Here is a 25,526-nt window from a genome sequence, read left to right on the forward strand (position 1 = left end):
GTGCGCGGCCGCTCGCCGCGGCGGTCGCGCGCAAGCGGCTCAGGACGCTCAGGCCGCGCCGGCCGGCGTCGGCGCGTGCTCGGCGATCAGGCGCTCGGCCTTCAGCGCGTCCCACAGTTCGGCCGGAATCGGCGCCGCGGCAAGCCGCAGGTTTTCGTCGATGCGATCGGGCCGGCTCGCGCCGGGGATCACGGCCGCGACGGCCGGGTGTGCGAGCGAGAACTGCAGCGCCACCGCACGCACATCGACGCCGAAGCGTTCGCTGATCTGCCGGATGCGTGCGACGCGGTCGAGCATCTCCTGCGTCGCCGGCTGATACTCGAAGTGGGTGCCGCCGGCGAGCACGCCGGAGTTGTACGGACCGCCGACGATGATGCCGAGCCCGCGCGCGACGCTTGCCGGCATCAGCCGTTCGAGCGCGCCCGCATGGTCGAGCAGCGTGTAGCGGCCAGCCAGCAGGAAGCCGTCGGGATCCGAGCGTTCGAGCGCGAGCTCGCACGGCTCGATGCGGTTCACGCCGAGGCCCCAGCCCTGGATGACCTTCTCGTCGCGCAGGCGCGTGAGCGCCTTCGCCGCGCCCGACATCGCGGCGTCGAACACGTCGAGCCAGCGTTCGCCGTGGAAGTCGATCGCCGGGTCGTGGATCCACACGGTGTCGAGCCGGTCGGTACGCAGCCGCTTGAGGCTCGCTTCGATCGAGCGCAGCGTGCCGTCCTCGGTGTAGTCGTAGACGATCTTGTTCGGCAGGCCATGGCGGAACAGGCCGCCCTTTTCGCCGAGATCGCGTTGCGACGCGTCCTCGTGTTCGTCAAGGACGAGCCGGCCGACCTTGGTGCCGAGCGAATAGGCGTCGCGCGGACGGCGGGCGAGCGCTTCGCCGAGGCGCAGCTCGGCGAGGCCGGCGCCGTACAGCGGTGCCGCGTCGAAGTAGCGGATGCCGCTTTCCCAGGCCGCGTCGACGGTGGCCAGTGCTTCTTCGTTCGGGATGTCCCGATACATGTTGCCCAGCGGCGCGGTGCCGAAACCCAGGCGGGAAGGGAGCGTGATTCTCATGTCGGATTCCTGTGGGTCATTCACGCCGCGGCTTGTGCGAGCGTCGGGTAGTCGGTCAGGCCTGACGCACCGCCGCCGAACAGCGTGTTGCGGTCGTGCGGCGTGAGCGTGGCACCGGTGCGCAGGCGCTCGGGCAGGTCGGGGTTCGCGACGAATGGGCGGCCGAATGCGACGAGGTCGGCCCAGCCGGCGGCGATCGCTTCGCGTGCGCGCTCGGCGGTGTATGCGCCGGCGTAGATCAGCACGCCCGGGTACGCGGCGCGCAGTTGCTGCTTGAATGCGACCGGCATCAGCGGGGCGTCGTCCCAGTCGGCTTCCGCGATGTGCAGGTAGCCGACGCCGAGTTCGCCGAGCAGCGTCGCGGCGGCGAGGTAGGTCGTTTCCGGATCGTCGTCGACGCAGCCGTTCAGCGTGGTCAGTGGCGCGAGGCGGATGCCGACGCGCGACGCGTCGCCGGTGCCTTCGATCAGTGCCTGCGCGACTTCGCGCAGGAAGCGCAGCCGGTTTTCCAGCGAGCCGCCGTACGCATCGGTGCGCGTGTTCGCGTTCGAGTCGATGAACTGGTTCACGAGATAGCCGTTCGCGCCGTGCAGCTCGACGCCGTCGAAGCCGGCTTCGATCGCGTTGCGCGCGGCGGCGCGGTACTGATCGACGATCTCGCGGATTTCGTCGATCGTCAGCGCGCGCGGCTCGGACGCTTGCACGAAGCCCGGCGTGCTGCCGTCTTCACCGGCGACGAACACGTTCACGCCCTTCGCCTGGAGCGGCGACGACGACACGGGTTGCCGGCCGCCGAGCAGGCTCGTGTGGCTCAGCCGGCCGACGTGCCACAGCTGCGCGAAGATGCGGCCGTGCGCGGCATGCACGGCGTCGGTCACCTTGCGCCAGCCGGCGACCTGCGACGGCGTGTGAATGCCGGGCGTCCATGCGTAGCCCTTGCCGAGCGGCGCGATATACGTGCCTTCGCTGACGATCAGGCCCGCGCTTGCGCGCTGCGCGTAATACGCGGCCATCAGGTCGTTGGCTTCGTCGCCGGGCTGGGTGGCGCGGGAGCGCGTCATCGGCGGCATCACGATGCGGTTCGGCAGCGTCAGCGCGCCGAATCGAAGCGGTTGAAACAGCGGGTCCTGGGTCATGATGTTGTCCTTGTGCGTGCCGCGGCTGACTGGCCGCGGACGGTTCCAATGTCGAATGGCGGGCGGCGTGCTCAGTCCCACGTCGGCGCGAGGCCGGCCGGGTCGACTTCGCGGCCGTTGCGTTCGAGCGCGGCGATCTGCGCCATGTCGTCGTCGGTCAGGCGCAGCGTCTGCGCGAGCAGGTTGCTCGCGAGGTTCTCGCGCTTCGTCGACGACGGAATCACCGAATAGCCGAGCTGCAGCGCCCACGCGAGTGCGACCTGCGCGGGCGTCGCGTCGTGACGTTGCGCGATCGCGCCGATCACCGGGTCGCCGAGCACCTTGCCGTACGCGAGCGTCATGTACGACGTCACGTGGATGCCTTCGCCGTTCAGGAACTCGACGAGCTTGCGGTTCTGCAGGTACGGGCTCAGTTCGATCTGGTTTGTTGCGATCGCGTCCTTGCCGACGGCCGCGATCGCCTGCTTCGTCAGTTCGATGTTGAAGTTCGAGATGCCGATCCGGCGCGTGAGGCCCTTCGCCTTCGCGTCGGCGAGCGCGGTCATGAACGTGTCGAGTGCGACGCCGTTGTCCGGGGCCGGCCAGTGGATCAGCGTCAGGTCGACATGATCGGTGCGCAGCTTGCGCAGGCTTTCTTCGAGGCTCGGCACGAGCTTGTCCGGCGCGTAGTTGTCGACCCAGATCTTGGTGGTCAGGAACAGGTCGTCGCGGCGCACGCCCGACGCGGCGATCGCTGCGCCGACTTCGGCTTCGTTGCCGTAGATCTGCGCGGTGTCGATCGCGCGGTAGCCGACGTCGAGGCCGTTGCGGACCGAGTCGATGACGACCTGGCCTTGCAGGCGGAAAGTGCCGAGGCCGAATGCGGGAATCTTGCTCATCGTGTGCTCCTGGGAGAAGGGGGGCGGTTGCGGTATGTGAGTCATTCTGGCGCCTCGGACTGATGAGATAAACGCCGTTAGAGGTCAAAAATATTTGATCTGAAATCAAGTATCGATCGTGACGCGGACCTGCTGCGGGCCGTTGCCGGCCTCATGCCGAGCGTGCTTGCGCGCTTGCGTTCGGATGGAGCGCCGGCAGCACGTCCGCTGCGATCTCGGCCATCGTCTCGTCGAGCGGGCGGCGGTTGCGGCGGAAATGCAGGCCGATGTGCCGCACGCCCGCGTCGCGCATCGCCGCGAGTTCTTCCGCCAGCGCGACGCGTCCCGCACGGGCGCCGAAGCGGTGCCGCTGCAGCGGCTCGTGCGGGTCTTCCGCGAGGTCGAGGTGGATGAAGCTCACGTACGGCTTGTCGCCGGCCACGGCACGCCAGTTCGCGGCGCGCTGCGCGTGGTCGGCCGGCGTGCCCGGATACGCGAGGCAGCCGTCCATGTGTGCGCCGATCCATGCGGGCGTCTGCTGCGCGAGGCCCGCGACGAGCAGCGGCACCGGCGACCGGGCGGCGGGCAGTACGTCGAGGCCGGGCGGCAGGTGAGCGCGCGCGCCGTCGCGCAGCAACGCGACCTGGTCGCGGAAGTTCGCGCCGCGCGACGCGAAGTCGCGGCCGAACAGCGGATATTCGACGGGCCGGTCGCCGCTCGCGACGCCGAGCAGCAGGCGCCCGCCGCTCAGCTCCTGGATCGTCGCGGCCGATTTCAGCGTCAGCAGCGGCTCGCGCAGCGGCAGCACGACGGCCGCCGTGCCGAGCAGGATGTCGCGCGTGATGCCGGCGAGGTAACCGAGATACGAGAACGTTTCGTACACCTGCGCGGCGTCGCCGAACGACGGGTCGTACACCGGCACGTCGCGCACCCAGAGTGCGCGGAAACCGAGCGTATCGGCCAGTTGCGCGAGCTCCGCGTGGATTTCCAGGTCGGGCACGCCGGGGCGGCGGCCGTCGCGCTGACGCTTGGCGTCGCCGGCCGGCGACCAGTCGTTGTCGAGCGGCAGTTCGATGCCGACGCTGAAGCCGCCGTCGGCGAGTGTGTCGAGTGAAGTGGACATGGTCGGGCTCCGTTCAGACCGCGCGCAGGCTGCCTTCGAGCCGGTAAAAATCGAGCGACGACGCGGTGAAGAACGCGCGCGACGTGCCGGCGGCAAAATCGTCGAGGTGCACGACCGTCGCGCGGTCGGCTTCCTGCCACGAGATCGCATAGGTCTCGCCGGCGACGTGCTGCCACGTGCACGCGACTTCGCCTTTCGCGCCGGCGTACGCGCCTTCGGTGATTTCGTAGCGCATGTGAAGACCGTCCTCGTCATACGCGTTGAGCGCGGTGAGGCCGTCGTAACGAACTTCGAAGGTCTTGCCCGCGAACGGCGGACGTCGGGTCGATGCGTTCATGCTGGTGAGCTCCTGCAAAGGGGTAGCGTTCAATGGGCGAGTTCGACGGGTTCGGCCGTGCGTGCCGGCAGCCCGTGATGGCGGTCGAGACGGCCGCTCAACGCGGTGAGCGCGAACGCGCCGAGCGTGACGACCGCGGCGATCCATGGCGTGTGGCCGAGGCCGGCGTGCGCGACGATCAGGCCGCCGAGCGACGAGCCGCCGGCGACGCCGAGGTTGAACGCGGCGATGTTGAAGCCCGACGCGACGTCGGTGGCGTCCGGCGCGAAGTGGCGCGCCTGCTTGACCACGTACACCTGCAGCCCCGGCACGTTGCCGAACGCGACCGCGCCCCACGCAAGCATCGTCAGCACGGCGAGCCATTTGACGTGGATCGTGAAGGTCAGCGCGAGCAGCACGATCGCGAGCAGCAGGAAGATCCGCTTGAGCGCCTTCACGGGGCCGACGGCGTCCGCGAGCTTGCCGCCCCATACGTTGCCGAACGCCACCGACACGCCATAACCGACGAGCACGAGGCTGACCTGCGACGGCGTGAAGCCCGCGATCCGTTCGAGCAGCGGCGCCATGTACGTGAATGCGATCAGCGAGCCGCCGTAGCCGACGGCCGTCATCGCGTAGACGAGCAGCAGGCGCGGCTGCGCGAGCACGCGGAGCTGGCGGGCGAGCGGCGCCGGCGGCGTTTGCGGCAGCCCGCGCGGCACGAACACGACCGCGCCGACGAACGCGACGAGGCCGAACAGCGCGACGATCAGGAACGTCGCGCGCCAGCCGAAGTGCTGGCCGATGAAGGTGCCGAGCGGAATGCCGGCGACGAACGCGACGGTCATCCCGCTGAACATCGTCGCGATCGCGCTGGCAGCCTTGTCCTTCGGCACCAGCGTGGTCGCGATGATCGAACCGACGGAGAAGAACACGCCGTGCGCGAGGCCGGTGAGGATGCGCGCGACGACCAGCGATTCGTAGCCGGGCGCCTGCCACGCGACGAGGTTGCCGACGGTGAACAGCGCCATCAGCGCGGCGAGCAGCGTCTTGCGCGGCACGCGGCCGGTGAGCGCGGTGAGGAGCGGCGCGCCGATGGCGACGCTCAGCGCATACAGGCTGACGAGCAGGCCGGCCGACGGCAGGCTGACGCCGAGGTCGGCGCCGATCGTCGGAATCAGCCCGACGATCACGAACTCGGTGGTGCCGATGGCAAAGGCGCTGAGGGTCAGCGCAAGCAGGGCGAGGGGCATGGCGGGATCCAGGTTCCAGTGACGATGGATCGCAGTGTGGCGCCTTTACTTTTGCGGAAAAACTGGTCTATAAACCAAATTGTTTTGATTTAAGATCAACAATGAAAATCACGCTCGACGAACTCCAGGCCTTTGCCGCCGTGGTCGACACCGGCTCGATCACCGCTGCCGCGCAGCAGCTCGACGTCACCGTATCGGCGGCGAGCCGCACGCTCGCGCGGCTCGAGGAGAAGCTGAAGACCACGCTGCTGCGCCGGACTACGCGCCGGCTCGAACTGACCGAGGAAGGGCGCGCGTTCCTGCAGGATGCGCGCGCCATCATCGAATCGGTCGAGAACGCGGAGGAGCAGATGCTCGCGCGGCGCGAGATGCCGTCGGGGCGCCTGCGCGTCGACGCCGCGACGCCGTTCATGCTGCACGTGATCGTGCCGCTCGTGCGCGGCTACCGCGAACGCTTCCCGAAAGTCGAGCTGGAGCTGAACAGCAACGAGGGGATCATCGACCTGCTGGAGCGGCGCACCGATGTCGCGATCCGGATCGGCCGGCTGAAGGATTCGACGCTGCACAGCCGGCGCATCGGCAACAGCCGGCTGCGTATCCTCGCGAGCCCCGCGTATGTCGAAGCGCACGGCCTGCCGCGCAAGGTCGAGGATCTCGACAAGCACACGCTGCTCGGCTTCACGCAGCCCGAATCGCTGAACGTGTGGCCGATCCTCGGCACCGACGGCGAGCCGTGCCGCATCGAGCCGGGCATCTGGTCGTCGAGCGGCGAGACGCTGCGGCAGCTCGCGCTGGACGGCGCGGGCATCGTCTGCCTGTCGGATTTCATGACCGCGCAGGATCGCGAAACGGGGCGGCTCGTGCAGGTGCTCGCGCGCCAGACGCTCGACGTCGAGCAGCCGATTCATGCGGTGTACTACCGCAACACTGCGATTTCGTCGCGGATCGCGTCGTTCGTCGACTACATGATCGAGGTGCTCGGCGGCAGCAGCGGCAACGATGCGCCGGCGCGGCGCAAGGCCGCGTGGATGGGGCCGCGGTAGCAGCGGCGGACCTGCGGGGAAGACGGGGCGGGTGCCGCCCCGGGTGGCCCGATCGGGCCGGCGTGCCGCGCGGCGGCACGCCGTTTTGCTTGCGGTTACGCTTCTTCGGACCAGGACATGCTGTCGCGCGCGAGCAGCGCCGACGAGGCCGCGGGCCCGAACGTGCCGGCCGTGTACAGGCGCGGCCGGTCGCCGAGCTGCTTCCAGCCGTCGAGGATCGGCTCGACCCACGACCACGCGGCTTCGAGTTCGTCGCGGCGCATGAAGTGCGTGAGGCGGCCGCGGATCACGTCGATCAGCAACCGTTCGTACGCTTCCGCGCGCCGCTCCGGAATCGCCTGCTGCAGGTCGAGGTTCAGGCTCACGGGCACCATGCTCATGCCGCTGCCCGGTTCCTTCGCGAGCATCTGCAGCTGGATCGACTCTTCCGGCTGCAGCTGGATCACGAGGCGGTTGCTGTAGTGGCGCGGGCCGCTCGGGATGATCGAGAACGGCATGTCCGCGAACTCGATCACGATTTCCGACTGGCGGCGCTGCAGCCGCTTGCCCGTGCGCAGGAAGAACGGCACGTTCGCCCAGCGCCAGTTGTTGATGTGCGCGCGCAGCGCGACGAAGGTTTCCGCGCGGCTGTCCGCCGGCACGTTGTCTTCCTCGAGATAGCCCTTGACCGGCTGGCCGTCGACCGCGCCGGCCGTGTACTGGCCGCGCACCGTGTCGCGCGCGACGTCCGACAGCGCCATCGGCCGCAGCGAGCGCAGCACCTTCAGCTTCTCGTCGCGCACCGCGTCCGGGTCGAGCGACACGGGCGGCTCCATCGCGACGATGCACAGCAACTGCAGCAGGTGGTTCTGCACCATGTCGCGCAGCGCGCCGGTGTGGTCGTAGAAGCCCGCGCGGCTGCCGACGCCGACCGTCTCCGCCACCGTGATCTGCACGCTGCGGATGTTCGGCCCCTGCCACAGCGGCCCGAAGATCGGGTTGCCGAAGCGCAGCACCATCAGGTTCTGCACGGTTTCCTTGCCGAGATAGTGGTCGATCCGATAGATCTGCGATTCCTCGAAGTGCTTGCCGACCGCATCGTTGATCGCCTTCGCGGACGCGAGATCGTGGCCGAGCGGCTTTTCGAGGACGACGCGCGAGCGCGCGTCGACGAGGCGCGCGGCCGACAGGTTGTCGCAGATCGTCGTGAACAGCTCCGGCGACGTCGACAGGTAGAACACGCGGATTGCATCGCCGCGCGCCGCTTCGGCGAGCCGCAGGTAGTCGTCCGGCGCGTTCACGTCGATCAGCACGTACTTGAACAGGTCGAGGAAACGGCTCCACGCTTCGGCGTCGAACGCTTTTTCGTCGATGAACGGGCGCGACTGCTCGTCCATGAACTTGCGATAGCCGTCGATGCCCCAGTCGCGGCGGCCGACGGCGATGATGCGCGTCTCGGGCGGAAGGTTGCAGTGCAGGTGCGCCATATAAAGCGCGGGCAACAGCTTGCGGGCGGCCAGGTCGCCGCCGCCGCCGAAAATGATCATGTCGACGGGCCGGTCGGCCGCGGTCTGGGTAGGCTGATTCGTCATGGAAGGTTCGCGGTTTGAAACGGTGAACGTGAAACGAACGTCGATGGCATCAGGCGCCGGCTGGCCGGCGCCGGTACGGCAAAACGCTAATAGTGCACGGTTTTGATGGATTGTGTATGCGTACCCCCGATGTGTAACAGGGCTTGCATCGTCCCGGTCGCCTGATTATGATTGAGCGCTCACTCATTAAAGGAATCCAACGTGGCCCGACCGCGCAGTCCGGACAAGCACGAAGCCATCCTCGCCGCCGCCGCCCGCGCGCTCGCCGAGGACGGCGCGACCGCGACGACCGCGCGCATCGCGCGGCTCGCCGGCGTGGCGGAAGGCACGGTGTTCACCTATTTCGAAACCAAGGACGCATTGCTGAACGCGCTGTACGTGAGCCTGAAGGCCGAGATGCGCGACGCGATGATGACCGGGTTTCCGGAAGGCGCACCGGCCGACCAGGCCGTGCGGCATGCGTGGAACGGCTACGTGTCGTGGGGCGTCGAGAATCCGGCCGGGCGGCGCGCGCTGCAGCAGCTCGGCGTGAGCGGGCGTATCGACGACGTGCATCGCGCGGCCGGGGCCGAAGGCTTCGGCACGATCCGCTCGCTGCTGCAGGAGCAGATCGTCGCGTCGCGCGGGTTGACGGCCGACGAAGCGCACGCGTTCTGCGCGGCGCTGTTTACGTCGATCGCGGAAACGGCGATGGAGTCGGTCGCGCGCGATCCGGCGCGGGCCGATGCGTACCGGGAAGCCGGGTTTCGCGCGTTGTGGGCCGTGCTGCACGCGGTGTGAGCGGGTGGCGCAGGAGGGCGTGAAGCCCGGGTTGCCTGCGTAGCCGAACGATTTTGGCAAGGCGATGCATCGCGCGAATCGCGCACGTATCGTCGTTATTAATGAGTGAGTAATCATTCATTTTGTTTTTTCAAGGAGCAGGAAAATGTCGAAAGTCTGGTTGTTAACAGGGGCCGCGCGCGGCCTGGGGCGTGCGATTTCGGAAGCGGTGCTGGCGGCGGGCGACCGGCTGGTGGCCGGTGCGCGCGATACGTCGCGGCTTGCCGACCTGGCCGAGCGTTACGGCGACCGGTTGCTGCCGATCGCGCTCGACGTCACCGACGAGGCGGCGGCCGCGCAGGCCGTGGTGGCGGCACGCGAACGGTTCGGCCGCATCGACGTGCTGGTGAACAACGCGGGTTACGGCCATACGGCGCCGTTCGAGCAGATGGGCGCCGATGATTTCCGCGACCAGATCGAAACGAACCTGTTCGGCGTGGTCAACCTGACGCGCGCGGTGTTGCCGTCGATGCGTGCGCAGCGCTCGGGCCATATCTTCCAGGTGTCGTCGGTCGGCGGGCGCACGTCGACGGCCGGCTTGTCCGCGTATCAGGCGGCGAAGTGGGCGGTCGGCGGGTTCAGCGACGTGCTGTCGAAAGAGGTCGCGCCGTTCGGCGTGCGCGTCTGCACGCTCGAACCGGGCGGGATGCGGACCGACTGGGCCGCGCAAGCGAAGCGCGGCATCGACGGCATGCTGCCCGACTATCAGCCGTCGGTCGGGAAGATTCTCGACCTGCTCGGCGCATATGGCGGCCATGAGATCGGCGACCCGGTGCGGATCGCGAAGCTGATCGTCGAGCTGTCGCGTCGCGACGACGTGCCGATGCGCCTGCTGCTCGGCGGCGACGCGCTGTTCGTGTGCGAGCAGGCCGAAACGCAGCGCGCGGAAGAAGCGGCGCGGTGGCGCGATACGACGCTGTCCACGCAGTTTCCGGATGCGAAGCTGCCGGCCGGGCTGGATGCGCTGAAGGGGCTGGAGTGAGCGCTGACATTCGCACTGCTGCCCGTGCAGCGTGAGCGGCAGGGCGATGCTGGCGCGGGCAGCTGCGCGCTGGCGTCGTGCGGCCGCGCCGGTGCGCTCATTCGGTCGGCACGGCGACCGGCACGCGCATCCGGTACAACGACACCGCTTGTATCGCGAGCGTGCAGACGATCGCCACGCCGTACGCCTGGAACAGGCTCAGCCTTGTGAGCGTCAGGCTCAGCACGTGGAAAAACGCCGCGAAGCTCAGCAGCCCGGTTGCCATGCCGCGGATCAGTTGCTGCGCGGCGGCGCGGCCGCTCATGCGATGCGCGAACACCGCGAGGATGATCACCATGAACGGGAACGACGCGAGCACGCCGCTCGTTTCCGGCCCGACATACGGCGCGATCATCGTCACGCCGACCACGAGGCCCGAGATCAGCGCCATGCGCAGCGGCAGGTCCCAGCGCGGCGGATCGAGCCGGGCGGCCCTGACTTCGGCGGCGGGCACGACGCTCAGCACGAGCGCAACGGCGAGGATCGCGATCAGGAACAGCCCGGTTTCCGGCAACCCGCTCGCCTGCAGCAAGAAGGCGACGACGGCAAACGCCGCGCTGGCGCCGGCCAGCGCCGCCGGCCATCCGCGCTGCGCGAGTCGACAATAGGCGACGCAAAAGGCTGCCTGCCCGGTCGTCGCGACGAGCGAGCCGGCCGTCGCGTGCGCGGCGAACGCCGGGCCATGCTCCAGCGCGAGGAACACCGAAACCGGCCCCGACGTGAGCGGCAACCCGACCAGCAATCCGCCGATCGCTTCGCCCCAGCGGCGCGCGGCGAGCGTGGCGGCCGCCAGCAGTAGCGGGGTGGCGACGAGTTTGAAAACCAGATGATCCATGATGAGCGACATGGCCCGGACAAAGCCCGCCTCGAACGAAGCGCGCGCCGGGCGTCGCGGCTTCAGGCATGAGGCGCGGTCGAGATTCCGTCGCGAAAAGCTCGCGGAATCGCCGCGCGTTGGCGCAGTCGGAGGGCCGGCTGGAGCGGCTGCCAGCCCTGCGCCTGCGTCCCAATATTGCGAGGCGCCGCCGGTGCTGACAAACGATTTGTCGTCATATACTGCGTGACTATCACTCACACGTAGCGCGACCGTGTTCGACCGGCTTCCCCCACTGCAAACGCTGCGCGCCTTCGAGGCGACCGGCCGGCTGTTGAGCATGACGCTCGCGGCCGAGGAACTGCACGTCACCCACGGCGCTGTGAGCCGGCACATCAAGCATCTCGAAACCCATCTCGGCGTCGCGCTGTTCCAGCGCCTGACGCGGCGCATCGTGCTGACCGAGGCCGGCGCGGCCTTTTTGCTGGACGTGAGCCGGACGCTCGGCGACCTGACGCGGGCGGCCGACCGGCTGCGCGCGCACGGCAGCGACAGCGTCACGCGGCTGAAGATCAACGCCAGCGTGTCGTTCGCGAACAAATGGCTCGCGCCGCGGCTGCATCGGCTGAAGGCGCTGCATCCGGAACTCGACATCCATCTCGACGTGACCGACACGCACGTCGACTTGAACGAAGGCGAGGCCGACGTGGCGATTCGCTACGGCAGCGGTCGTTATCCGCGCGTGCTGGCCGAGCGGATTCTCGAGGAGACGGTGACACCCGTCTGCAGTCCTGCCTATCGCGCGAAGATGGGCGGGTTGGGTTCCGTCGAGCGCATCGTCGACTGTACGCTGCTGCACGAGGACCGGATGCTGGCCAACTGGGAGCAATGGTTCGCGCTGGCCGGCATCCGCAGTGCGCGCAGCGATCGCGGGCCGGCGTACAGCCACGGGAGCCTCGCGATCGAGGCGGCGATACGCGGCGAAGGCGTCGCGCTCGGGCGCAGCGTGATCGTCGCGGACGACATCGCCGCCGGGCGTCTCGTCGCGCCGTTCCCGCAGTTCGCATTGCAGGCCGAGCGCGGGCACGACCTGATCTACCGGATCGGCAGCAAGGACGATCCGAAGGTGTGCGCGCTGCGGGACTGGCTCGCGGAGGAGATTCGCGTGTTTCTGCGCGGGACGAACTGAACCGCGGCGGCATCGGCATCGGCGGCGAGCGCGGCTGCCACCTGCGCTCGCGTCCGCCAACGACCACGCGGACCACGCAGCGGACGCGGCCAACGCGGCCGCCGCCGCGTCCCGCGCACGTGACCGCCCGCCCGGTGCGCGCTCACCGCCCGAGCGCGTAGAACTCCGCATTCGGCCGCATGTTCGTCACGTTCGCCAGGCGGTTGGACATACCGAAGAACGCCGAGATCGCCGCGATGTCCCAGATGTCTTCCTCGACGAAACCATGCGACTTGAGCGTGTCGAAATCCGCTTCGCCGGCCTGGTGCGCGGCCTGCGACACCTTCATCGCGAAGTCGAGCATCGCTTTCTGCCGGTCGGTGATATCGGCCTTGCGGTAGTTGGTGGCGACCTGGTCGGCGATCAGCGGATCCTTCGCGCGAATGCGCAGGATCGCACCGTGCGCGATCACGCAATACTGGCACTGGTTCACGCTGCTGGTGGCCACGACGATCATTTCCCGTTCGGCCTTGCTCAGGTTGCCCCGCTTGTCCATCAGCGCGTCGTGGTAAGCCATGAACGCGCGGAACTCGTCCGGGCGATGCGCGAGGGTCAGGAATACGTTCGGGATGAAGCCCGACTTTTCCTGGACGGCCGCGATGCGTTCGCGAATGTCCTCGGGCAAGTCTTCGAGCGCGGGCACCGGAAAGCGGCTGACGGGGGCGGTGTTTGCGGCGGTCATGAGGTCTCCTGGATAAAATGGCGCGGGCGCTCGCGATGCGCGAGCCACCGTCCGAAAAAAGCAACGCCGGTGGTCGCGAGCGGCGTTACGCGTTGACGTCGACGACGATCCGGCCGCGCACCTCGCCGTCGATCAAGTCCCCGGCAAGCGGGATGACGTCGCCCAGGCCGACCTAGTGGTTGATCGCGCTCAGCTTCCCGACGTCCAGATCGGACGCGAGCCGGCGCCACGCATCCAGGCGGTCGGCGCGCGGGCACATGACGCTGTCGATCCCGACGAGCGTGACGCCGCGCAGGATGAACGGCATGACGGTCGCGGGGAAATCCATGCCGGCGGCCAGGCCGCAGGCCGTCACGACGCCGCGGTACCGCCCGGCGATCAACTCGTCCAGTATGGATGCAACGGCAAGCCGGTCTGCGCGCTCACCTGGATGACGTCGAGCGTGACAAGCACGCCCATGCCGGCTCCGATCGTTGCCAACTTCTGCGATTTGAGACTCCGGACCACTGCGTTCAAATATGCCCCCGCCCGGGCCGCACCTGATTGGACCTCACCGCTGGGCGGCACGCGCGCCCCTGCGACCCGAGCGAGCTGAACGCCGGAACGCAACGCGCCGACGGCCGCACCGCCGATGAGTGCGCGCAGGACCTGGTCGTCGCTTGGCCGTTGATGATCGACTGCGATCGACGCTATCGCCACGCCGGTGATATTCGCGTCGGCGCCGATGACGGCGCCCGCGACGACCTTGAGCGCCCAGTTATCGCCCAACTTGGGGACGAGTCCGGACATGGTCCGGCTCATCGTGCTGGACGTGGCGCCGGAGACCGCACCCAGCGCCATTGCATGGCTCAGGCCTGCCCAATTCCACGAACCGCCGTGCTGGGACAGATAACTCAAGCCGGAACTCCCCGCTCCAGTAGCGCTGCCGCTCACCGTATTGGCGAAGGCCTTTCCCGTCGTGCCGATGAGAGACCGCCCGGTGCCCTGGCGTGCGGCCGCGGACGCGGACTGCTCGCCCGCGAGATCGGCGTCACCGGCGATGCCCAGGTCGGCGTCGGCGGCCAGTTCGTCGGACAGCCCGCCTGTCACGATGGAGCCGGCCGCGCCCAGTGCCGTCAGCACGCCCATGCCCAGGTACGTACCAAACAGGCTCCAGCTGAAATGGCCGGTCGGGTCGACATGATTGAGCGGGGCATTCAGTTCGAAGGCGAAGCGGTTCCATGCATCGGCGCGCTCCGGGCCGTGCGCGCCGAGCCGAGAATCCGGCGTGAGGAAGCGGCCGGTCCCGGGCGTATAACAACGCGCGCCAAAGTCGTACAGGCCCAACGCTGGATCCCAGGGCTTGCCTTCGTATCGCGCCAGCCCGGACGGCGCCCCGCTGGTCGTCCGGGGCAGGCCGTAGCCATCGTAGGCGGTAACCTCGAGCATGCCGCCGTCTTCATCCAGAACATGCGTGATGTTGCCCTTGCGGTCGCGGCGGAAATACCGGCGCTGGGTCGTCGATCCCGCTGTCTCGATCGAAGCGGCGTGCCCGAGCCGGTCGGTCAGCCATTTCACGATGCGGAGGCTGCCGTCCGCCCCGACCCGTTCCTGGTAGACGGGCCCCGCGTAGCAAAGCGTGTGGCCATCCGCGTGCGTTTCCTTCACACGTAGCCCGCGCTCGTCCGACGCGATGCGCAGCAGCACCGCGTCGTCCCGCGTCACCTTGGCCAGCCGGCCCATTCCGTCGTAGCCGAACTGAAGCGTCTCGCCGTTCGCCTCGCGGCTCGCCGTTCGTCCGCATGCATCCTGCGACGCGCGGTAGACCACGTCCCCGTCGTGGAGGAGGGTACGCGGAAAATGCCCGTGATAGTCGGTGTAGCGGTTGCCGTCCTTGACCAACAGGTCGCCGCCGGCCCCGTACGCATAACGGCCGTTGCCGTCCGGGAAACCCGGCACCACGGCCGACACCAGCCGCTTGTCGAGATAGGCGAACGATTCCGTGCGGTGCGCGACGTGCTCCACCTCGCGCGTCAGTTGCCCGAGCAGATCGTATTCCAGGGAAAAATCCAGTCGCGCCGCGTCGTCCCGGCCGCTGAGCCGTTCGCCATAACGCTGGTCCAGCGGGTTGTAGTCGTACTCGACGCCGATCCGCTCGCCAAGCGCCACCCGTCCCGGACTCCCCATGGGCGTGGCCAGCTCCAGCGGATAGGCGATGCAGACGCCGTCGAGTTCCTGCCGCGTCATCACGCCATGACGATACTGACGGTCCAGCCGGGTGCCGTCCGGATAGACCTGCGACCTCACCCGGCCGACCGGATCGAACACGGTCGTCATCACGAAGGGCGCGCGCGCACCGGCGATCGCCGAGGTTTCCTCGCCGACGTGGCCATAACAGTCATAAGCGAAGCGCCGCGACAGTTCCGTGGTTGCGTCGGCGGCGACGATGCTGACCGCGCACAGCTTGCCGTTGCCGTTGGTGCCGGCGTCGTAGACCTCCCTGAATTCCCGTCCGTCGGCCATGCGGCGGCGGATCACGCGGCCCAGCGCATCGTGCTCGTAGGCATCGATGCCGCCCGCCGCATCGGTGATGGACGCCAGCAGACCGGTGCTGGCGTCGTACCGGTAACGCAGCGCGTAGTCTTGTCCCGTCGTGTTCTGGTCCGGGTTGTCGTAGAGCGTCTTGCGGCCCAGCGAGTCATACGCGATGGTGTTGACCACGCCGGCCGGGTCCGTGGATCGCCGCATGCGGCCGAGCGCATCGTAAGCGAAGCGGGTTTCGTCGCGCCCCTGCGCACCCGAGACCGCGCTCACGCGCAGATCGCCGTCGAACAGATGCGAAGTGGTGTCCCGCGTGTATGCCTCCGGCGCACCCGCCGCCTCCGTGACCGTCTCCCGTTGACCGGTGTGGTAGGTCCACGCGAGCACGACGGTGCGCTCGCCGTCCCGCCCGGCAGGCATGGTTTGCCGGATCGGCCGTGCCTGCAGGTCGTACTCCCACGTCGTTTCCGCAGGCGCCTTCGCCGTGTTCAGATCCGGTGCGAAGAACGGCACGCTGCGCCTGGCCGGCTTACCGCACGCGGCATAGGTGGTCAGGACCGCGATGTTGCCCTGCGCCCTGCCGCTTTGCGTCGCCGCAAGCGTCGTTCGCGCGAGGCCGTCCACGTAGTGGCGCACCCAGCTCGTGTCGCGCGCCGCGCTATCCGGGAACGCTTGCAGGACAGTCTGCTCCGCGTACAACCCGCCGGCGCCGTCGTTCAGATAATCCAGCTGCGCCAGGGTCAGCACGCGCGCGCGGCCGAAGTCCTGCGTACCGGTGACTCGCGTCGTCACGCGATTCGCGTCCTGTTGCGTGCTGTCTTCCGGCACGGGGCCTTGCCGACACGCGTGACGCCCGAAACCGTCCAGCCCGACGAGATGCACGAAGCCGTTCTCGTCCTGCTCCGCCACCCGGACACCGAATCGCGGGTCGTAACCATAGTGGACGACAAGCGCAACGCCTTGCGCGTTCGGCGGCATGGTCACGGTGGCGGGGTAGGTGTGATAGACGGTCTCGAACGCGGTGGTCGTGGTGGCGCCGCCCGGCTGCGTCTCGGTGATCCGGTTGCCGCGCGCGTCATAACCGAGCCTGGTGGTCAGGAACACCTCGTTGGTATCGTCCCAGTGGCTCTGCGTCAGGACATCGCGGGTGCGTGGCACGTAGGTCCACGCAGAGAGCAGGTAGTCGCCTGGCTGAAACGCGGAGATCCGCTCATCGCGCGCGTTGGCGGAGCGCTTCTCGTACAGCGGGTAGCCCAACACCCAGGGTTCGCGCGGGCCCGCCGTGTCGTTCTGGAACAGGCGGTGCGTATGGACGACTTCGCTCTCGGCCAGTGGCGTGACGGGCGGGAACGGGGCGGTCGGGCGGATGCCGAACGGGTCTTGCCAGGCGATATAGCCATGCCAGATCGAGGTGCGCGGGTTGCCGTAGTCGTCATACACCGTGCTGCTGGCCACCGCGTAGTCCGGCGCGCCGTCGGCGTAGTGCCAGGCCAGCGTGCCGGTGCGCCGCACCTCGTAGGCCGCCGCCGCCGGCACGGGCTGTGGCGCCTGGTATGTGTTGGCCAGGCAACCGAGCACCATGACCCCGCCGGCCGCCAAGTCTGCTTCCATGCGCTCGCCGGCCAGACATCCCAGGTACGGAAAATCCTGAAGGTAGCGCTGCACGCGCCGCAAGCCGGTCTGCAGATCCACGCTCGTCACCTCGCCAAAACCCTCCCAGCCATGTCCGCCGAGATCGATGCGGGCATTGGCGTAGCGCATGCGGAAGCTGCGTGTGTACGCATACCGGTTCGCCTGCGCATCGTTGGTCAGGGTGTAGCCGGAGACGACGGAGATCGCCTGCCCGATCACGTCCTGCGTCGGGAACTGCGCGGGTGACAGGCGAGCCGGATAGCGCCGCGCGCTGACATGCGGGTAGGAGGACACGGCATCTGAATGATAGGTATCCGGATCGCTCAGCGTCGCATAGCGGATCGAGACGCTGCCGCCCAGGCCGTTGGTGATCTGGTTGAGCAGATCCGGCATCGGACCGGCCGAGAGAAACGGCTGGACCTGCACGTTGTTCGCGGCATCCGCGTAGGTGTAGAGCAGATCCGCCTTGCCGTCGCCATTGGCGTCCCCGATCTGGCAATTGAGCGAGGAGACACCGTATTCCGTATCCAGATCGGCGAGATGGCGAATACTGCCGTCGGGTACGGAACCGTACACCGTCGCCTTCAGCACGTCCCGGGTATCGCGCCAGCAATTCAGCAGGCAGGTTTGCGACCCGCCGTTGAAACCCAGCGGGAAAAGACTGGCGGCGGAGACCGACTGCCTGGGAAACGTCGAAACCGGCCCGGCCACGAAGCCGCCCGCGGCGTTCGACAGGAACGACTGGATCGTGAGCGGGGTCGACGAGGAGTGGCAGATCTGGATGATGTCGACCAGGCCATCGCCATTCGCGTCCGCTGGCAGGATGCAAACCTGGTTCACCGCCGACACGTCGAGGCACGACGACACGGCACGGGAGAAGAGCGCTACGCCGTCCGGGCTGCCTTGCGTCACGAAGGCGGTGGTGTTGACCACGCCGCGCGGGTCGTTCCACAGCAGCACCATGTCGACCATGCCGTCGCCGTTCACGTCGAGCGCCCACAGCGCATCTTTCGAATTTGGCGCCTCGCTGCCCGTGGTGGTGGTCAGCGCCTGCGACCGCAAACCGCTGCTGTCGCCCGAGCATTGCGACAGATAAGTGTCGAACGCAAGCCGCGCATTCGCGCCGCGATAGGCCACCACGAAGTCGGTGCGCCCGTCGGCATCGGCATCGAGCGCGTAGATGCCAATCTGTTTCGGATTCCAGGCGGCGTTCGTCCGCGTGGTGTCGGGTTTGCCGAAGCCATCCCCGTTCGACAGGAAGATATCGAATGCCAGGCGTCCTTGGGCGGAGTAGGCAACCACGAGATCTGTCAGGCCGTTGCCGTTGACATCGCCGGGCAGAACCTGATAGCTCGAGGACGCTCCGTAATAGCCCAGCGGACAATCGCAGCTCTGGACGTAGTTCACCCGCCCCTGGTCGACGCGCGCCAGAAAAACCACGGCATGCAGGACCCTGTCGCGATCGGCGTAGATCTGCACGATGTCGGTGATGCCATCGCCGTTGACATCCATCGGAATGGTCTGCAGCACGTTGGCGCGGTTCAGCAGCCGGCTGGCCGGCTGGGTGGTGTCGAAGCCCGGCTGACGCGCATCCTGCCAGCCGGCGCGAAGCAGCGGCAGCACGGCGCCGTCGGTGCCTTTCACCGCGACGGATTCCAGGCAACTCAGCCGGGTGGCGCTGCTGGTCCGGTATTGCAGCTGATATTGGCGTACCGGAACATCACCGTCCAGGGACACGGTGATCGCTTCCAGCAGATAGGACGTGGTGACGGCATAGCCGCCGAGATACGTGCGCATGACATCCGGGCGCACTTGTGAGCCGTAGGTGAAATCGACATAGCGGTTCGCCGCCAGATCGGCGCGGACGGTATAAGCGATCCGGGAGAGGTAAAACGCGCCGGTATTCTGGCTCCCTGGCACTGGCGTGTTCGTGTAGCGGTACTCGACGCGGTTGCCGTGCAGATCCTCCGTGGCGGCGAGCGCCCAGACGCGGACATGCCGGGTATCGCCCGCGAAGATCAGGCTGTCCGCTGTCGTACCGTACTCGTGTTTCGTCCCATCCTTCAGGTAGACGATGAAACCGTCCTGCGGCGTTGCCCCGGCCACGACCTTGGACCACTCGTGGATCTCGGCGTAGTACACGGTACCGGCTTGGCCGTATGCGCCGGATACGGCGATCAGGCGCTGTCCGTCGAGCATGTACCGGTCGTCGCGGCCGTAGTCGACACAGCCGTTGAAACCATCGATATCGCGTGTGGCTTTCGTGCGTGTGATCGCCGACAGCCCCGTGAGACTCCAGCCCACCCCCAGCACACTGTTGCCTTGCTGGTGCCCGTAGGCGAGGGCGATGCGCGGGTGCACCCCGGCGATGCCGGGGGGAACCTCGATAGGCAGGTGATAGGTCGCCTGTCCATTGGCGTCGACCGCGAACTTTCCTTGCCGCAGACCCACTGCGGATGGAGTCAGTGTCATGGGTGCCCCCGCGGTGGATTTATGCCGACTTGTCCGGATTCTTGAGATCCCATACGACGATCGAGCTTGGATAGCCGTTCCCCCGCGCCGTCGCGACGCAAGTCTTGGCGGTCGGCAGCATCCAGACGCAAACGTCGATCGGTGCGTGGGAGCCCGCGTCGGTCCAGACCAGATTGGCGTCGCTGGAAAGCGTGACTTGTTCGCACAGATCCTGCCGGACGCACTTCAACGCAGGAAAGGAAGACGAGCCCGGCGGTTCGTTGAAGTTCGTGACCGCGACGCAGCCGAGCGCGATGTATCCGTCGGGTGCAATCGGCATGTAAATCCCCAAATTACTCGGCTGATCGTGACCCACGCAGGTCCAGACCTGGGCGAAGCCGGTCGGACTGATCAAGCCATTCGGCTCCGAGGGTTTGTAGACGTTCTGCGTCAGTGACGGGGGGCTGTTGTAATTGGGCGTCGCGCTCATCCCCAACATGCTCCAGCCAGCGGGAATCTCGTAGGGAATCCAGAAAGAAATGTCGCCACTCGCGCGTGATCCGCTATCCGTAACCGGCGGCGTTTCGAAATAGCTGATTGCACGACTTTCGAGATAAATATCCGACATGCGAACCTCCGGAAAATTGATTTTTCAAATTGACTGGGTCTCTTCGCTATGCCCCGGGTAGCAACGCATGCATTCCCGTTTTTTGCGAATGCGTGTGGAATTCAAGCGGGCAGCCCGCAGGCCCGCTTCAATATACATGACGCTGTCGATGACTTTATGATTCAGGTTAAATTTTTGCTGGCGAAATTCAAAATTGCGACAACCATTTCGCTATAAAAATTAATCAATTGATTTATTGTTTAATTTTCTAATTTGGAATATTTATGGCTATTTCATGAACCGACCGGCTTTCCATAGACATCTTCGAGCCATCATTGGTGGCAACCGAGGCGGTCGGTACGAGCGGCAAGCGGTACCCCGGCGAGTTCAAGGTCGAAACGGTCGAGCAAGTTGCCGGGCGAGGCCGTTCGGTAGCGGATATGGCCCGGCGTTTGGGTATGACGACGCATGGCCGGTATGCCTGGCGAGCGAAGTTCGATAAGCCTGATCCCGTGCGGCAGGCGAAATTGGACCAGAACGCCGAGGTGCGGCGACTTCCGGCGCTGTACGTCGGCAACCCGGGCGGAACCTGCCCGCGAGTCCGGAAGAGCCAGTTCGGGCTCCCACCGGAATGGCTGTTGACTTGTGGGGGATGTGCTTGTTCTGCCCGGCTGGGGCTTAAAGCTGTTTTCGATCGGATGTAGATACGCCATGTACCGCGGGCGTACCGGGCCTGTACTCGATACCCGTATCTGCGTCTGATCGAAGCTCGCTTACGTCGAGCATCATCGGTATAAACCCTGATTAAAAAATCTTATCGCGGTGAAAAATTCCGCATCTTATTGAACGGATATCGGCTCGATATAGTGGCTCGCTTTACCGCACGCTCCCCCGGCGTGCGCAGACAAACAGCTGGAGCCCCTTGATGACCACCGCTACCCGATTCACCGAAATCGAGGATCTGATGCCCGCCGCCGGCGGGCTGCGCGAGATCCGTCACCACATCCACCACCATCCCGAACTTGCGTACGAAGAGCACGACACGGCCGCGCTCGTCGCGGACAAGCTCGAGCAATGGGGCTGGCAGGTGACGCGCGGGGTCGGCAAGACGGGCGTCGTCGGCACGCTGCGCGCGGGCGACGGCACACGCAGCATCGGCATTCGCGCCGACATGGATGCGCTGCCGATCGTCGAGGCGACGGGCCTGCCGTATGCGAGCGGCACGCACGGCAAGATGCACGCGTGCGGCCACGACGGCCACACGACGATGCTGCTCGGCGCCGCGCAGCATCTCGCGAAGACACGCAACTTCTCCGGCACCGTGCACCTGTATTTCCAGCCGGCGGAAGAGCACGGCGTCGACAGCGGCGCGAAGAAGATGATCGACGACGGCCTGTTCGAACGCTTTCCGTGCGACGCCGTGTTCGGCATGCACAACCATCCGGGCGCGGCGCCCGGCGTGTTCCTCACGCGGCGCGGCCCGTTCATGTCGGCCGGCGACAAGGCGATCATCACGATCGAGGGCGTCGGCGGCCACGCGGCGCGGCCGCACCTGACGGTCGATCCGGTCGTCGTCGCGGCGAGCATCGTGATGGCGCTGCAGACAATCGTCGCGCGCAACGTCGACCCCGCGCAGCCGGCGGTCGTCACGGTGGGCTCGATGCACGCGGGCACCGCGAACAACGTGATTCCGAACGGCGCGCGTCTCGAACTCAGCGTGCGCTCGTTCAGCCCCGACGTGCGCGCGTTGCTCAAGCGCCGGATCGTCGAGCTGGCCGAAACGCAGGCCGCGAGTTATGGCGCGACCGCGAACGTCGAATACATCGAAGGCTACCCGGTCGTCGTCAATACGGATGCCGAAACGGATTTCGCCGCGCAGGTTGCGCGCGAGCTGGTGGGCGACGCGCACGTGGTCGAGCAGACCGACCTGCTGATGGGCAGCGAGGATTTCGCGTTCATGCTGCAGAAGCGGCCGGGTTCGTTCGTGCGGCTCGGCAACGGCGAAGGCGAGGACGGGTGCATGGTGCACAACCCGAAATACGACTTCAACGACCGCAACCTGCCGATCGGCGCGGCGTTCTGGACGCGTCTCGTGGAGCGATACCTCGGGCAGTGATCGCGCGGCGCGTGGCGCGCGGCCGGCGCTTCCGGCCGCTTTGAGAGGAGAATAAAACGATGCAGAAAGACCATCTCGCGCTGCAACCCGCGTCGACGGGGGCCGCCGGAGCCGGTGCGACCGGCGCACCCGCCGTCACGCGACGCGGCGCGATCGCGGCGGCCGTGATCGGCAACTGGCTGGAGTTCTTCGATTTCACCGTGTACGGCTTCTTCGCGGTGCTGATCGGCAAGCTGTTCTTCCCGTCGAGCGATCCGACCACGTCGCTGTTGCTGTCGGTCGCGACGTTCGCCGCCGGCTTCTTCACGCGGCCGCTCGGCAGCGTCGTGCTCGGCGTCTATGCGGACCGCAAGGGGCGCAAGGCCGCGCTGAACCTGACGATCATGCTGATGGCGCTCGGCACGGGCCTGATCGCGATCGCGCCGACCTATGCGCAGGCCGGCGTGGCCGCGCCCCTGCTCGTGGTGTTCGCACGGTTGATGCAGGGCTTCTCGCAGGGTGGCGAATTTGGCGCGGCGACGTCGACGCTGCTGGAGCAGGGCGACAAGTCGCGCCGCGCGTTCCGCGCGAGCTGGCAGCTTGCGACGCAGGGCGGCGCCGCGCTGATGGGCTCGGGTTTCGCGGCGCTGCTGTCGAACACGATGACGAAGGATGCGCTCGAAAGCTGGGGCTGGCGGCTGCCGTTCCTGGTCGGCGTGCTGATCGCGCCGGTCGGCATGTATTTGCGCCGCCGGCTCGCGGACGATGCGCCCGGCGACAGCCATCACGGGATCGAGCGCGGCGTGCTGCACGAGCTGTTCTCGAAGCACACGCGCACGGTGCTGCTGCTGATGCTCACGGTGATGGGCGGCACGGTGTCGACCTACATCCTGACCTTCTACATGCCGACCTACGCGATCCACACGCTCGGCCTGCCGATGAAGCTGTCGATGTTCGTCGGTGTCGCGTCGGGCTGCGTGATGCTGGTCACGTGCCCGCTGTTCGGCTGGCTGTCGGACAAGCTTGGTAGCCGGCGCCTGCCGATCTTCGTCGGCCGCGGCGTGCTGGTCGCGCTGCTGTTCCCGGCGTTCTGGCTGATGAACCATCATCCGACGCTGTCGGTGATCCTGCCGCTGACCGCGCTGATGCTGCTGTTCTATTCGCTCGGCTCGGCGTCGGAAATGGCGCTGATGTGCGAATCGCTGCCGCGTCACGTGCGCGCGACGGGCATCTCGATCGCCTATGCGCTCGCGGTGACGATCTTCGGCGGTACCGCACAGCTCATCGCGACCTGGCTCGTGAAGACGACTGGCAGCAAGCTCGCGCCGGCCGGTTACGTGGCCGCGTGCGTGGTGCTGTCGCTGATCGCGGTCGCGATGCTGCGCGAGACGGCGCGGGAAGCGACGGACTGACGCGGCGTAGCGCGCGGCGGAGGCAGGCGGCAATACGCGCTTACCGCCCGCGCACCATCCTCAGGTACGACGCGAGCATCGTCGCCAGTTCCTGCGCGGCCGGCGTCAGCGGCACGGCCGCGCGCTGCAGCAGGCAGACGTCCTGCGATTCGGCCTGCTCGCGCACGGGCACCTTCGCGAGCACACCGGCGAACGGCCCGTGCCGCGTAATGGCTTCGGTTTCGAGCGCCAGGCAATCGGTCTGCGTGACGAGCTGCAGCGTCTCGAACATCCCTTCGACGGTTGCAAGGATCCTCGGCGGCGGCTGGCCGTGCGCGTCGAAGTACGCGAGCAGCCGGTTGACGACCGGGTCGGCGCTCAGGTTCGGCGAGCGCGTGGCGACCCATCCGTAGCCGGCCAGATCGGCGAGCGATTGCGCGTGCATCGCCGGATGGCCGTTGCGGCACACGACCACCGGCGCCGACGCATGCAGCGGCGTGACCGCGAGATCGGTCGTATCGGTCTGCTTCGCGACGAGCGCGATCGCGAAATCGACCGCGCTTTCCCGCAACCAGCCGATCATCATCCGCGACGTGCCGGTGCGCAGGTGCACGTCGACCTCGTCGAAGCGCGCGCGGAACGCGGTCAGCACGGGCGCGAACGCGTCGATCAGCGGCTCGGCGACGAGGCCGAGCGTGACGGTGCCTTCGTACGCGCCGCTCAGCTGCCGGATTTCCCGTTCGACCTGCTCGCATTCGCCGAGGATCGACCCGGAGCGCGCGAGCAGGCGCTGGCCGACGGCCGTCGGCACGATCCCGCGATTGGTGCGCGTGAACAGCGTCGCGCCGAGCGTCGCCTCGAGGCTTTGCAACTGCTGCGTGACGCCGCTTTGCGCGAGATCGAGCGCGCGCGCCGCGGCGCGCAGGCTGCCGTGCTCGACGACGGCCTGGAAGATACGAAGCTGGGATAGCGTGAACGCCATGGGCAAGCGCGATGCCGGTGATCGGAAATGGTGATCATGATAAGGCAGCAGGCGATTCCGGCGGCGGCGCGCGCGCACTACGATCGCAGGCAGTCCGGCTCATGCCGCTTGCCCACCGTCCTGCCTTCCGTCGACCATGAAACGCTTCCTCGTCCCGCTCGTTTCCCTGTGCCTTGGCTTGGCGGCCACGTCCGCCAGCGCGCTCGACACGCACGTCGTGCGCCTCGGTATCGACCCGACCTATCCGCCGATGGACGCGAAAGCGCCCGACGGCAGCCTGAAGGGCTTCGACGTCGATCTCGGCAACGAGGTCTGCCGCCGCGCGCAGTTGCGCTGCCAGTGGGTCGAACTCGAATTCTCCGGGATGATCCCCGCGCTGCAGGCGCGCAAGATCGACGCGATCCTGTCGTCGATGGCGATCACCGAGAAGCGCGAGAAACAGATCCTGTTCTCGTCGAAGCTGTTCCGCTTCAAGTCGCGGCTCGTCGCGCGGCCCGAACTCGGGCTCGGCAGCACGATGGCGTCACTGGCCGGCAAGCGGGTCGGCGTGCAGTCGGGCACGCAGTTCGAATCGTGGGCGCTCGCGCACTGGGCGCCGGCCGGCGTCAGCGTGGTGCCGTACAAGAGCCAGGACGACGTGTTCGCCGATCTCGTCAACGGCCGCCTCGACGCGGCGCTGCTCGGCACGGTGGAAGCCGATTACGGGTTCCTGCGCCAGCCGAGGGGCAAGGGCTTCGCGTTCGTCGGCGCGCCGCTCGACATGGGCGATCGCGGTGTCGGCATCGGCATGCGGCAGTCCGATACGGCGCTCAAGGCGTCGATCGACGGCGCGATCGTGTCGATGCTGAAGGACGGCACGTACGACAAGATCGCGAAGAAGTACTTCGATTTCAACCCGTACGGCGACTGAACGCCGTGCAGTTCGATTCAAC

Annotated in this window: 19 protein-coding genes and 2 pseudogenes; 8 read left to right on the forward strand and 13 right to left on the reverse strand. The window is 67.3% G+C overall.

The genetic code is table 11. The features are described 5' to 3' along the window. Positions 1-48: 48 nt before the first annotated feature. The 6 genes from ACTRWB_RS06685 to ACTRWB_RS06710 all read right to left on the reverse strand — a co-directional run bounded on the left by ACTRWB_RS06685 (position 49) and on the right by ACTRWB_RS06710 (position 5,738). On the reverse strand, positions 49-1,053 hold the full coding sequence (locus ACTRWB_RS06685; RefSeq protein ID WP_446901327.1) for an aldo/keto reductase: 1,005 nt from the start codon (positions 1,051-1,053) through the stop codon (positions 49-51). Between the two features lie 20 nt (positions 1,054-1,073). Continuing rightward, a complete protein-coding gene (locus tag ACTRWB_RS06690; protein ID WP_446901328.1) occupies positions 1,074-2,189 on the reverse strand; it encodes an alkene reductase in 1,116 nt (371 codons plus the stop codon). A gap of 71 nt (positions 2,190-2,260) precedes the next feature. Next, positions 2,261-3,067 carry a 2,5-didehydrogluconate reductase DkgB gene (dkgB, locus tag ACTRWB_RS06695; RefSeq protein ID WP_129515894.1) on the reverse strand — a complete coding sequence of 269 codons (807 nt, stop codon included), beginning with the start codon at positions 3,065-3,067 and terminating at the stop codon, positions 2,261-2,263. A 151-nt stretch (positions 3,068-3,218) separates the two neighbouring features. Next, the gene (locus tag ACTRWB_RS06700) at positions 3,219-4,169 is read right to left on the reverse strand and encodes a TIGR03571 family LLM class oxidoreductase (protein WP_446901329.1); all 951 of its coding nucleotides are present in this window, start codon (positions 4,167-4,169) and stop codon (positions 3,219-3,221) included. Between the two features lie 13 nt (positions 4,170-4,182). Further along, on the reverse strand, positions 4,183-4,506 hold the full coding sequence (locus ACTRWB_RS06705) for a MoaF-related domain-containing protein (RefSeq protein WP_129515892.1): 324 nt from the start codon (positions 4,504-4,506) through the stop codon (positions 4,183-4,185). Positions 4,507-4,535: 29 nt separating this feature from the next. Then, positions 4,536-5,738 carry an MFS transporter gene (locus ACTRWB_RS06710; protein WP_446901330.1) on the reverse strand — a complete coding sequence of 401 codons (1,203 nt, stop codon included), beginning with the start codon at positions 5,736-5,738 and terminating at the stop codon, positions 4,536-4,538. Positions 5,739-5,839: 101 nt separating this feature from the next. Between ACTRWB_RS06710 and ACTRWB_RS06715 the strand changes: the two genes are divergently transcribed. Continuing rightward, positions 5,840-6,781, forward strand: coding sequence for a LysR family transcriptional regulator (locus tag ACTRWB_RS06715; RefSeq protein WP_048245930.1), 942 nt, complete (start codon positions 5,840-5,842; stop codon positions 6,779-6,781). Between the two features lie 95 nt (positions 6,782-6,876). On the opposite strand, the gene zwf is transcribed toward ACTRWB_RS06715, so the two are convergent. Next, positions 6,877-8,352, reverse strand: a complete 1,476-nt coding sequence (gene zwf, locus ACTRWB_RS06720) for a glucose-6-phosphate dehydrogenase (protein WP_446901331.1) — start codon at positions 8,350-8,352, stop codon at positions 6,877-6,879. Positions 8,353-8,553: 201 nt separating this feature from the next. Between zwf and ACTRWB_RS06725 the strand changes: the two genes are divergently transcribed. Beyond that, positions 8,554-9,132: a TetR/AcrR family transcriptional regulator gene (locus ACTRWB_RS06725; protein ID WP_446901332.1), complete on the forward strand. Its 579-nt coding sequence runs from the start codon at positions 8,554-8,556 to the stop codon at positions 9,130-9,132. Positions 9,133-9,277: 145 nt separating this feature from the next. Beyond that, a complete protein-coding gene (locus ACTRWB_RS06730; RefSeq protein WP_446901333.1) occupies positions 9,278-10,153 on the forward strand; it encodes an SDR family NAD(P)-dependent oxidoreductase in 876 nt (291 codons plus the stop codon). Positions 10,154-10,250: 97 nt separating this feature from the next. On the opposite strand, the gene ACTRWB_RS06735 is transcribed toward ACTRWB_RS06730, so the two are convergent. Then, positions 10,251-11,027: a hypothetical protein gene (locus ACTRWB_RS06735; protein WP_446901334.1), complete on the reverse strand. Its 777-nt coding sequence runs from the start codon at positions 11,025-11,027 to the stop codon at positions 10,251-10,253. A 253-nt stretch (positions 11,028-11,280) separates the two neighbouring features. Between ACTRWB_RS06735 and gcvA the strand changes: the two genes are divergently transcribed. After that, positions 11,281-12,195, forward strand: coding sequence for a transcriptional regulator GcvA (gcvA, locus tag ACTRWB_RS06740; protein WP_446901335.1), 915 nt, complete (start codon positions 11,281-11,283; stop codon positions 12,193-12,195). A 142-nt stretch (positions 12,196-12,337) separates the two neighbouring features. On the opposite strand, the gene ACTRWB_RS06745 is transcribed toward gcvA, so the two are convergent. From ACTRWB_RS06745 to ACTRWB_RS06760, 4 genes and pseudogenes are all read right to left on the reverse strand, one after another. Beyond that, positions 12,338-12,916 (reverse strand): peroxidase-related enzyme, encoded by a 579-nt coding sequence (locus ACTRWB_RS06745; RefSeq protein ID WP_446901336.1) that lies wholly within the window; start codon positions 12,914-12,916, stop codon positions 12,338-12,340. Positions 12,917-13,001: 85 nt separating this feature from the next. Continuing rightward, positions 13,002-13,286 (reverse strand): annotated as a pseudogene (locus ACTRWB_RS06750) (oxidoreductase); the annotation flags it as partial. An 8-nt stretch (positions 13,287-13,294) separates the two neighbouring features. Then, positions 13,295-19,540 carry an FG-GAP-like repeat-containing protein gene (locus ACTRWB_RS06755; RefSeq protein ID WP_446901337.1) on the reverse strand — a complete coding sequence of 2,082 codons (6,246 nt, stop codon included), beginning with the start codon at positions 19,538-19,540 and terminating at the stop codon, positions 13,295-13,297. Positions 19,541-19,559: 19 nt separating this feature from the next. Next, positions 19,560-20,147, reverse strand: coding sequence for a Vps62-related protein (locus ACTRWB_RS06760; RefSeq protein ID WP_446901338.1), 588 nt, complete (start codon positions 20,145-20,147; stop codon positions 19,560-19,562). A 317-nt stretch (positions 20,148-20,464) separates the two neighbouring features. On the opposite strand from ACTRWB_RS06760, the pseudogene ACTRWB_RS06765 reads away from it, so the two are divergent. From ACTRWB_RS06765 to ACTRWB_RS06775, 3 genes and pseudogenes are all read left to right on the forward strand, one after another. Then, positions 20,465-20,689, forward strand: a pseudogene (locus ACTRWB_RS06765) (transposase); the annotation flags it as partial. Between the two features lie 362 nt (positions 20,690-21,051). Then, entirely contained in the window at positions 21,052-22,242 is a 1,191-nt protein-coding gene (locus ACTRWB_RS06770; protein WP_129515884.1) for a M20 aminoacylase family protein, read from the forward strand. Between the two features lie 59 nt (positions 22,243-22,301). Then, positions 22,302-23,633, forward strand: coding sequence for an MFS transporter (locus ACTRWB_RS06775; RefSeq protein WP_446901339.1), 1,332 nt, complete (start codon positions 22,302-22,304; stop codon positions 23,631-23,633). 40 nt (positions 23,634-23,673) lie between these two features. Here the strand turns inward: ACTRWB_RS06775 and ACTRWB_RS06780 are convergent, their stop codons facing one another. Then, positions 23,674-24,594 carry a LysR family transcriptional regulator gene (locus ACTRWB_RS06780; RefSeq protein WP_446901340.1) on the reverse strand — a complete coding sequence of 307 codons (921 nt, stop codon included), beginning with the start codon at positions 24,592-24,594 and terminating at the stop codon, positions 23,674-23,676. A gap of 136 nt (positions 24,595-24,730) precedes the next feature. On the opposite strand from ACTRWB_RS06780, the gene ACTRWB_RS06785 reads away from it, so the two are divergent. Next, complete coding sequence (locus ACTRWB_RS06785) at positions 24,731-25,504, forward strand: transporter substrate-binding domain-containing protein (protein WP_446901341.1); 774 nt, start codon at positions 24,731-24,733, stop codon at positions 25,502-25,504. Positions 25,505-25,526 lie beyond the last annotated feature (22 nt).

It is taken from the genome of Burkholderia sp. YIM B11467 (assembly GCF_052952715.1).

Excerpts from the sequence above, each read along its gene's own strand:
- ACTRWB_RS06685 (WP_446901327.1), bottom strand. The coding sequence starts at position 1,053 with ATGAGAATCACGCTCCCTTCCCGCCTGGGTTTCGGCACCGCGCCGCTG.
- ACTRWB_RS06690 (WP_446901328.1), bottom strand. The coding sequence starts at position 2,189 with ATGACCCAGGACCCGCTGTTTCAACCGCTTCGATTCGGCGCGCTGACG.
- dkgB (WP_129515894.1), bottom strand. The coding sequence starts at position 3,067 with ATGAGCAAGATTCCCGCATTCGGCCTCGGCACTTTCCGCCTGCAAGGC.
- ACTRWB_RS06700 (WP_446901329.1), bottom strand. The coding sequence starts at position 4,169 with ATGTCCACTTCACTCGACACACTCGCCGACGGCGGCTTCAGCGTCGGC.
- ACTRWB_RS06705 (WP_129515892.1), bottom strand. The coding sequence starts at position 4,506 with ATGAACGCATCGACCCGACGTCCGCCGTTCGCGGGCAAGACCTTCGAA.
- ACTRWB_RS06710 (WP_446901330.1), bottom strand. The coding sequence starts at position 5,738 with ATGCCCCTCGCCCTGCTTGCGCTGACCCTCAGCGCCTTTGCCATCGGC.
- ACTRWB_RS06715 (WP_048245930.1), top strand. The coding sequence starts at position 5,840 with ATGAAAATCACGCTCGACGAACTCCAGGCCTTTGCCGCCGTGGTCGAC.
- zwf (WP_446901331.1), bottom strand. The coding sequence starts at position 8,352 with ATGACGAATCAGCCTACCCAGACCGCGGCCGACCGGCCCGTCGACATG.
- ACTRWB_RS06730 (WP_446901333.1), top strand. The coding sequence starts at position 9,278 with ATGTCGAAAGTCTGGTTGTTAACAGGGGCCGCGCGCGGCCTGGGGCGT.
- ACTRWB_RS06735 (WP_446901334.1), bottom strand. The coding sequence starts at position 11,027 with ATGGATCATCTGGTTTTCAAACTCGTCGCCACCCCGCTACTGCTGGCG.
- ACTRWB_RS06745 (WP_446901336.1), bottom strand. The coding sequence starts at position 12,916 with ATGACCGCCGCAAACACCGCCCCCGTCAGCCGCTTTCCGGTGCCCGCG.
- ACTRWB_RS06755 (WP_446901337.1), bottom strand. The coding sequence starts at position 19,540 with ATGACACTGACTCCATCCGCAGTGGGTCTGCGGCAAGGAAAGTTCGCG.
- ACTRWB_RS06760 (WP_446901338.1), bottom strand. The coding sequence starts at position 20,147 with ATGTCGGATATTTATCTCGAAAGTCGTGCAATCAGCTATTTCGAAACG.
- ACTRWB_RS06770 (WP_129515884.1), top strand. The coding sequence starts at position 21,052 with ATGACCACCGCTACCCGATTCACCGAAATCGAGGATCTGATGCCCGCC.
- ACTRWB_RS06775 (WP_446901339.1), top strand. The coding sequence starts at position 22,302 with ATGCAGAAAGACCATCTCGCGCTGCAACCCGCGTCGACGGGGGCCGCC.
- ACTRWB_RS06780 (WP_446901340.1), bottom strand. The coding sequence starts at position 24,594 with ATGGCGTTCACGCTATCCCAGCTTCGTATCTTCCAGGCCGTCGTCGAG.
- ACTRWB_RS06785 (WP_446901341.1), top strand. The coding sequence starts at position 24,731 with ATGAAACGCTTCCTCGTCCCGCTCGTTTCCCTGTGCCTTGGCTTGGCG.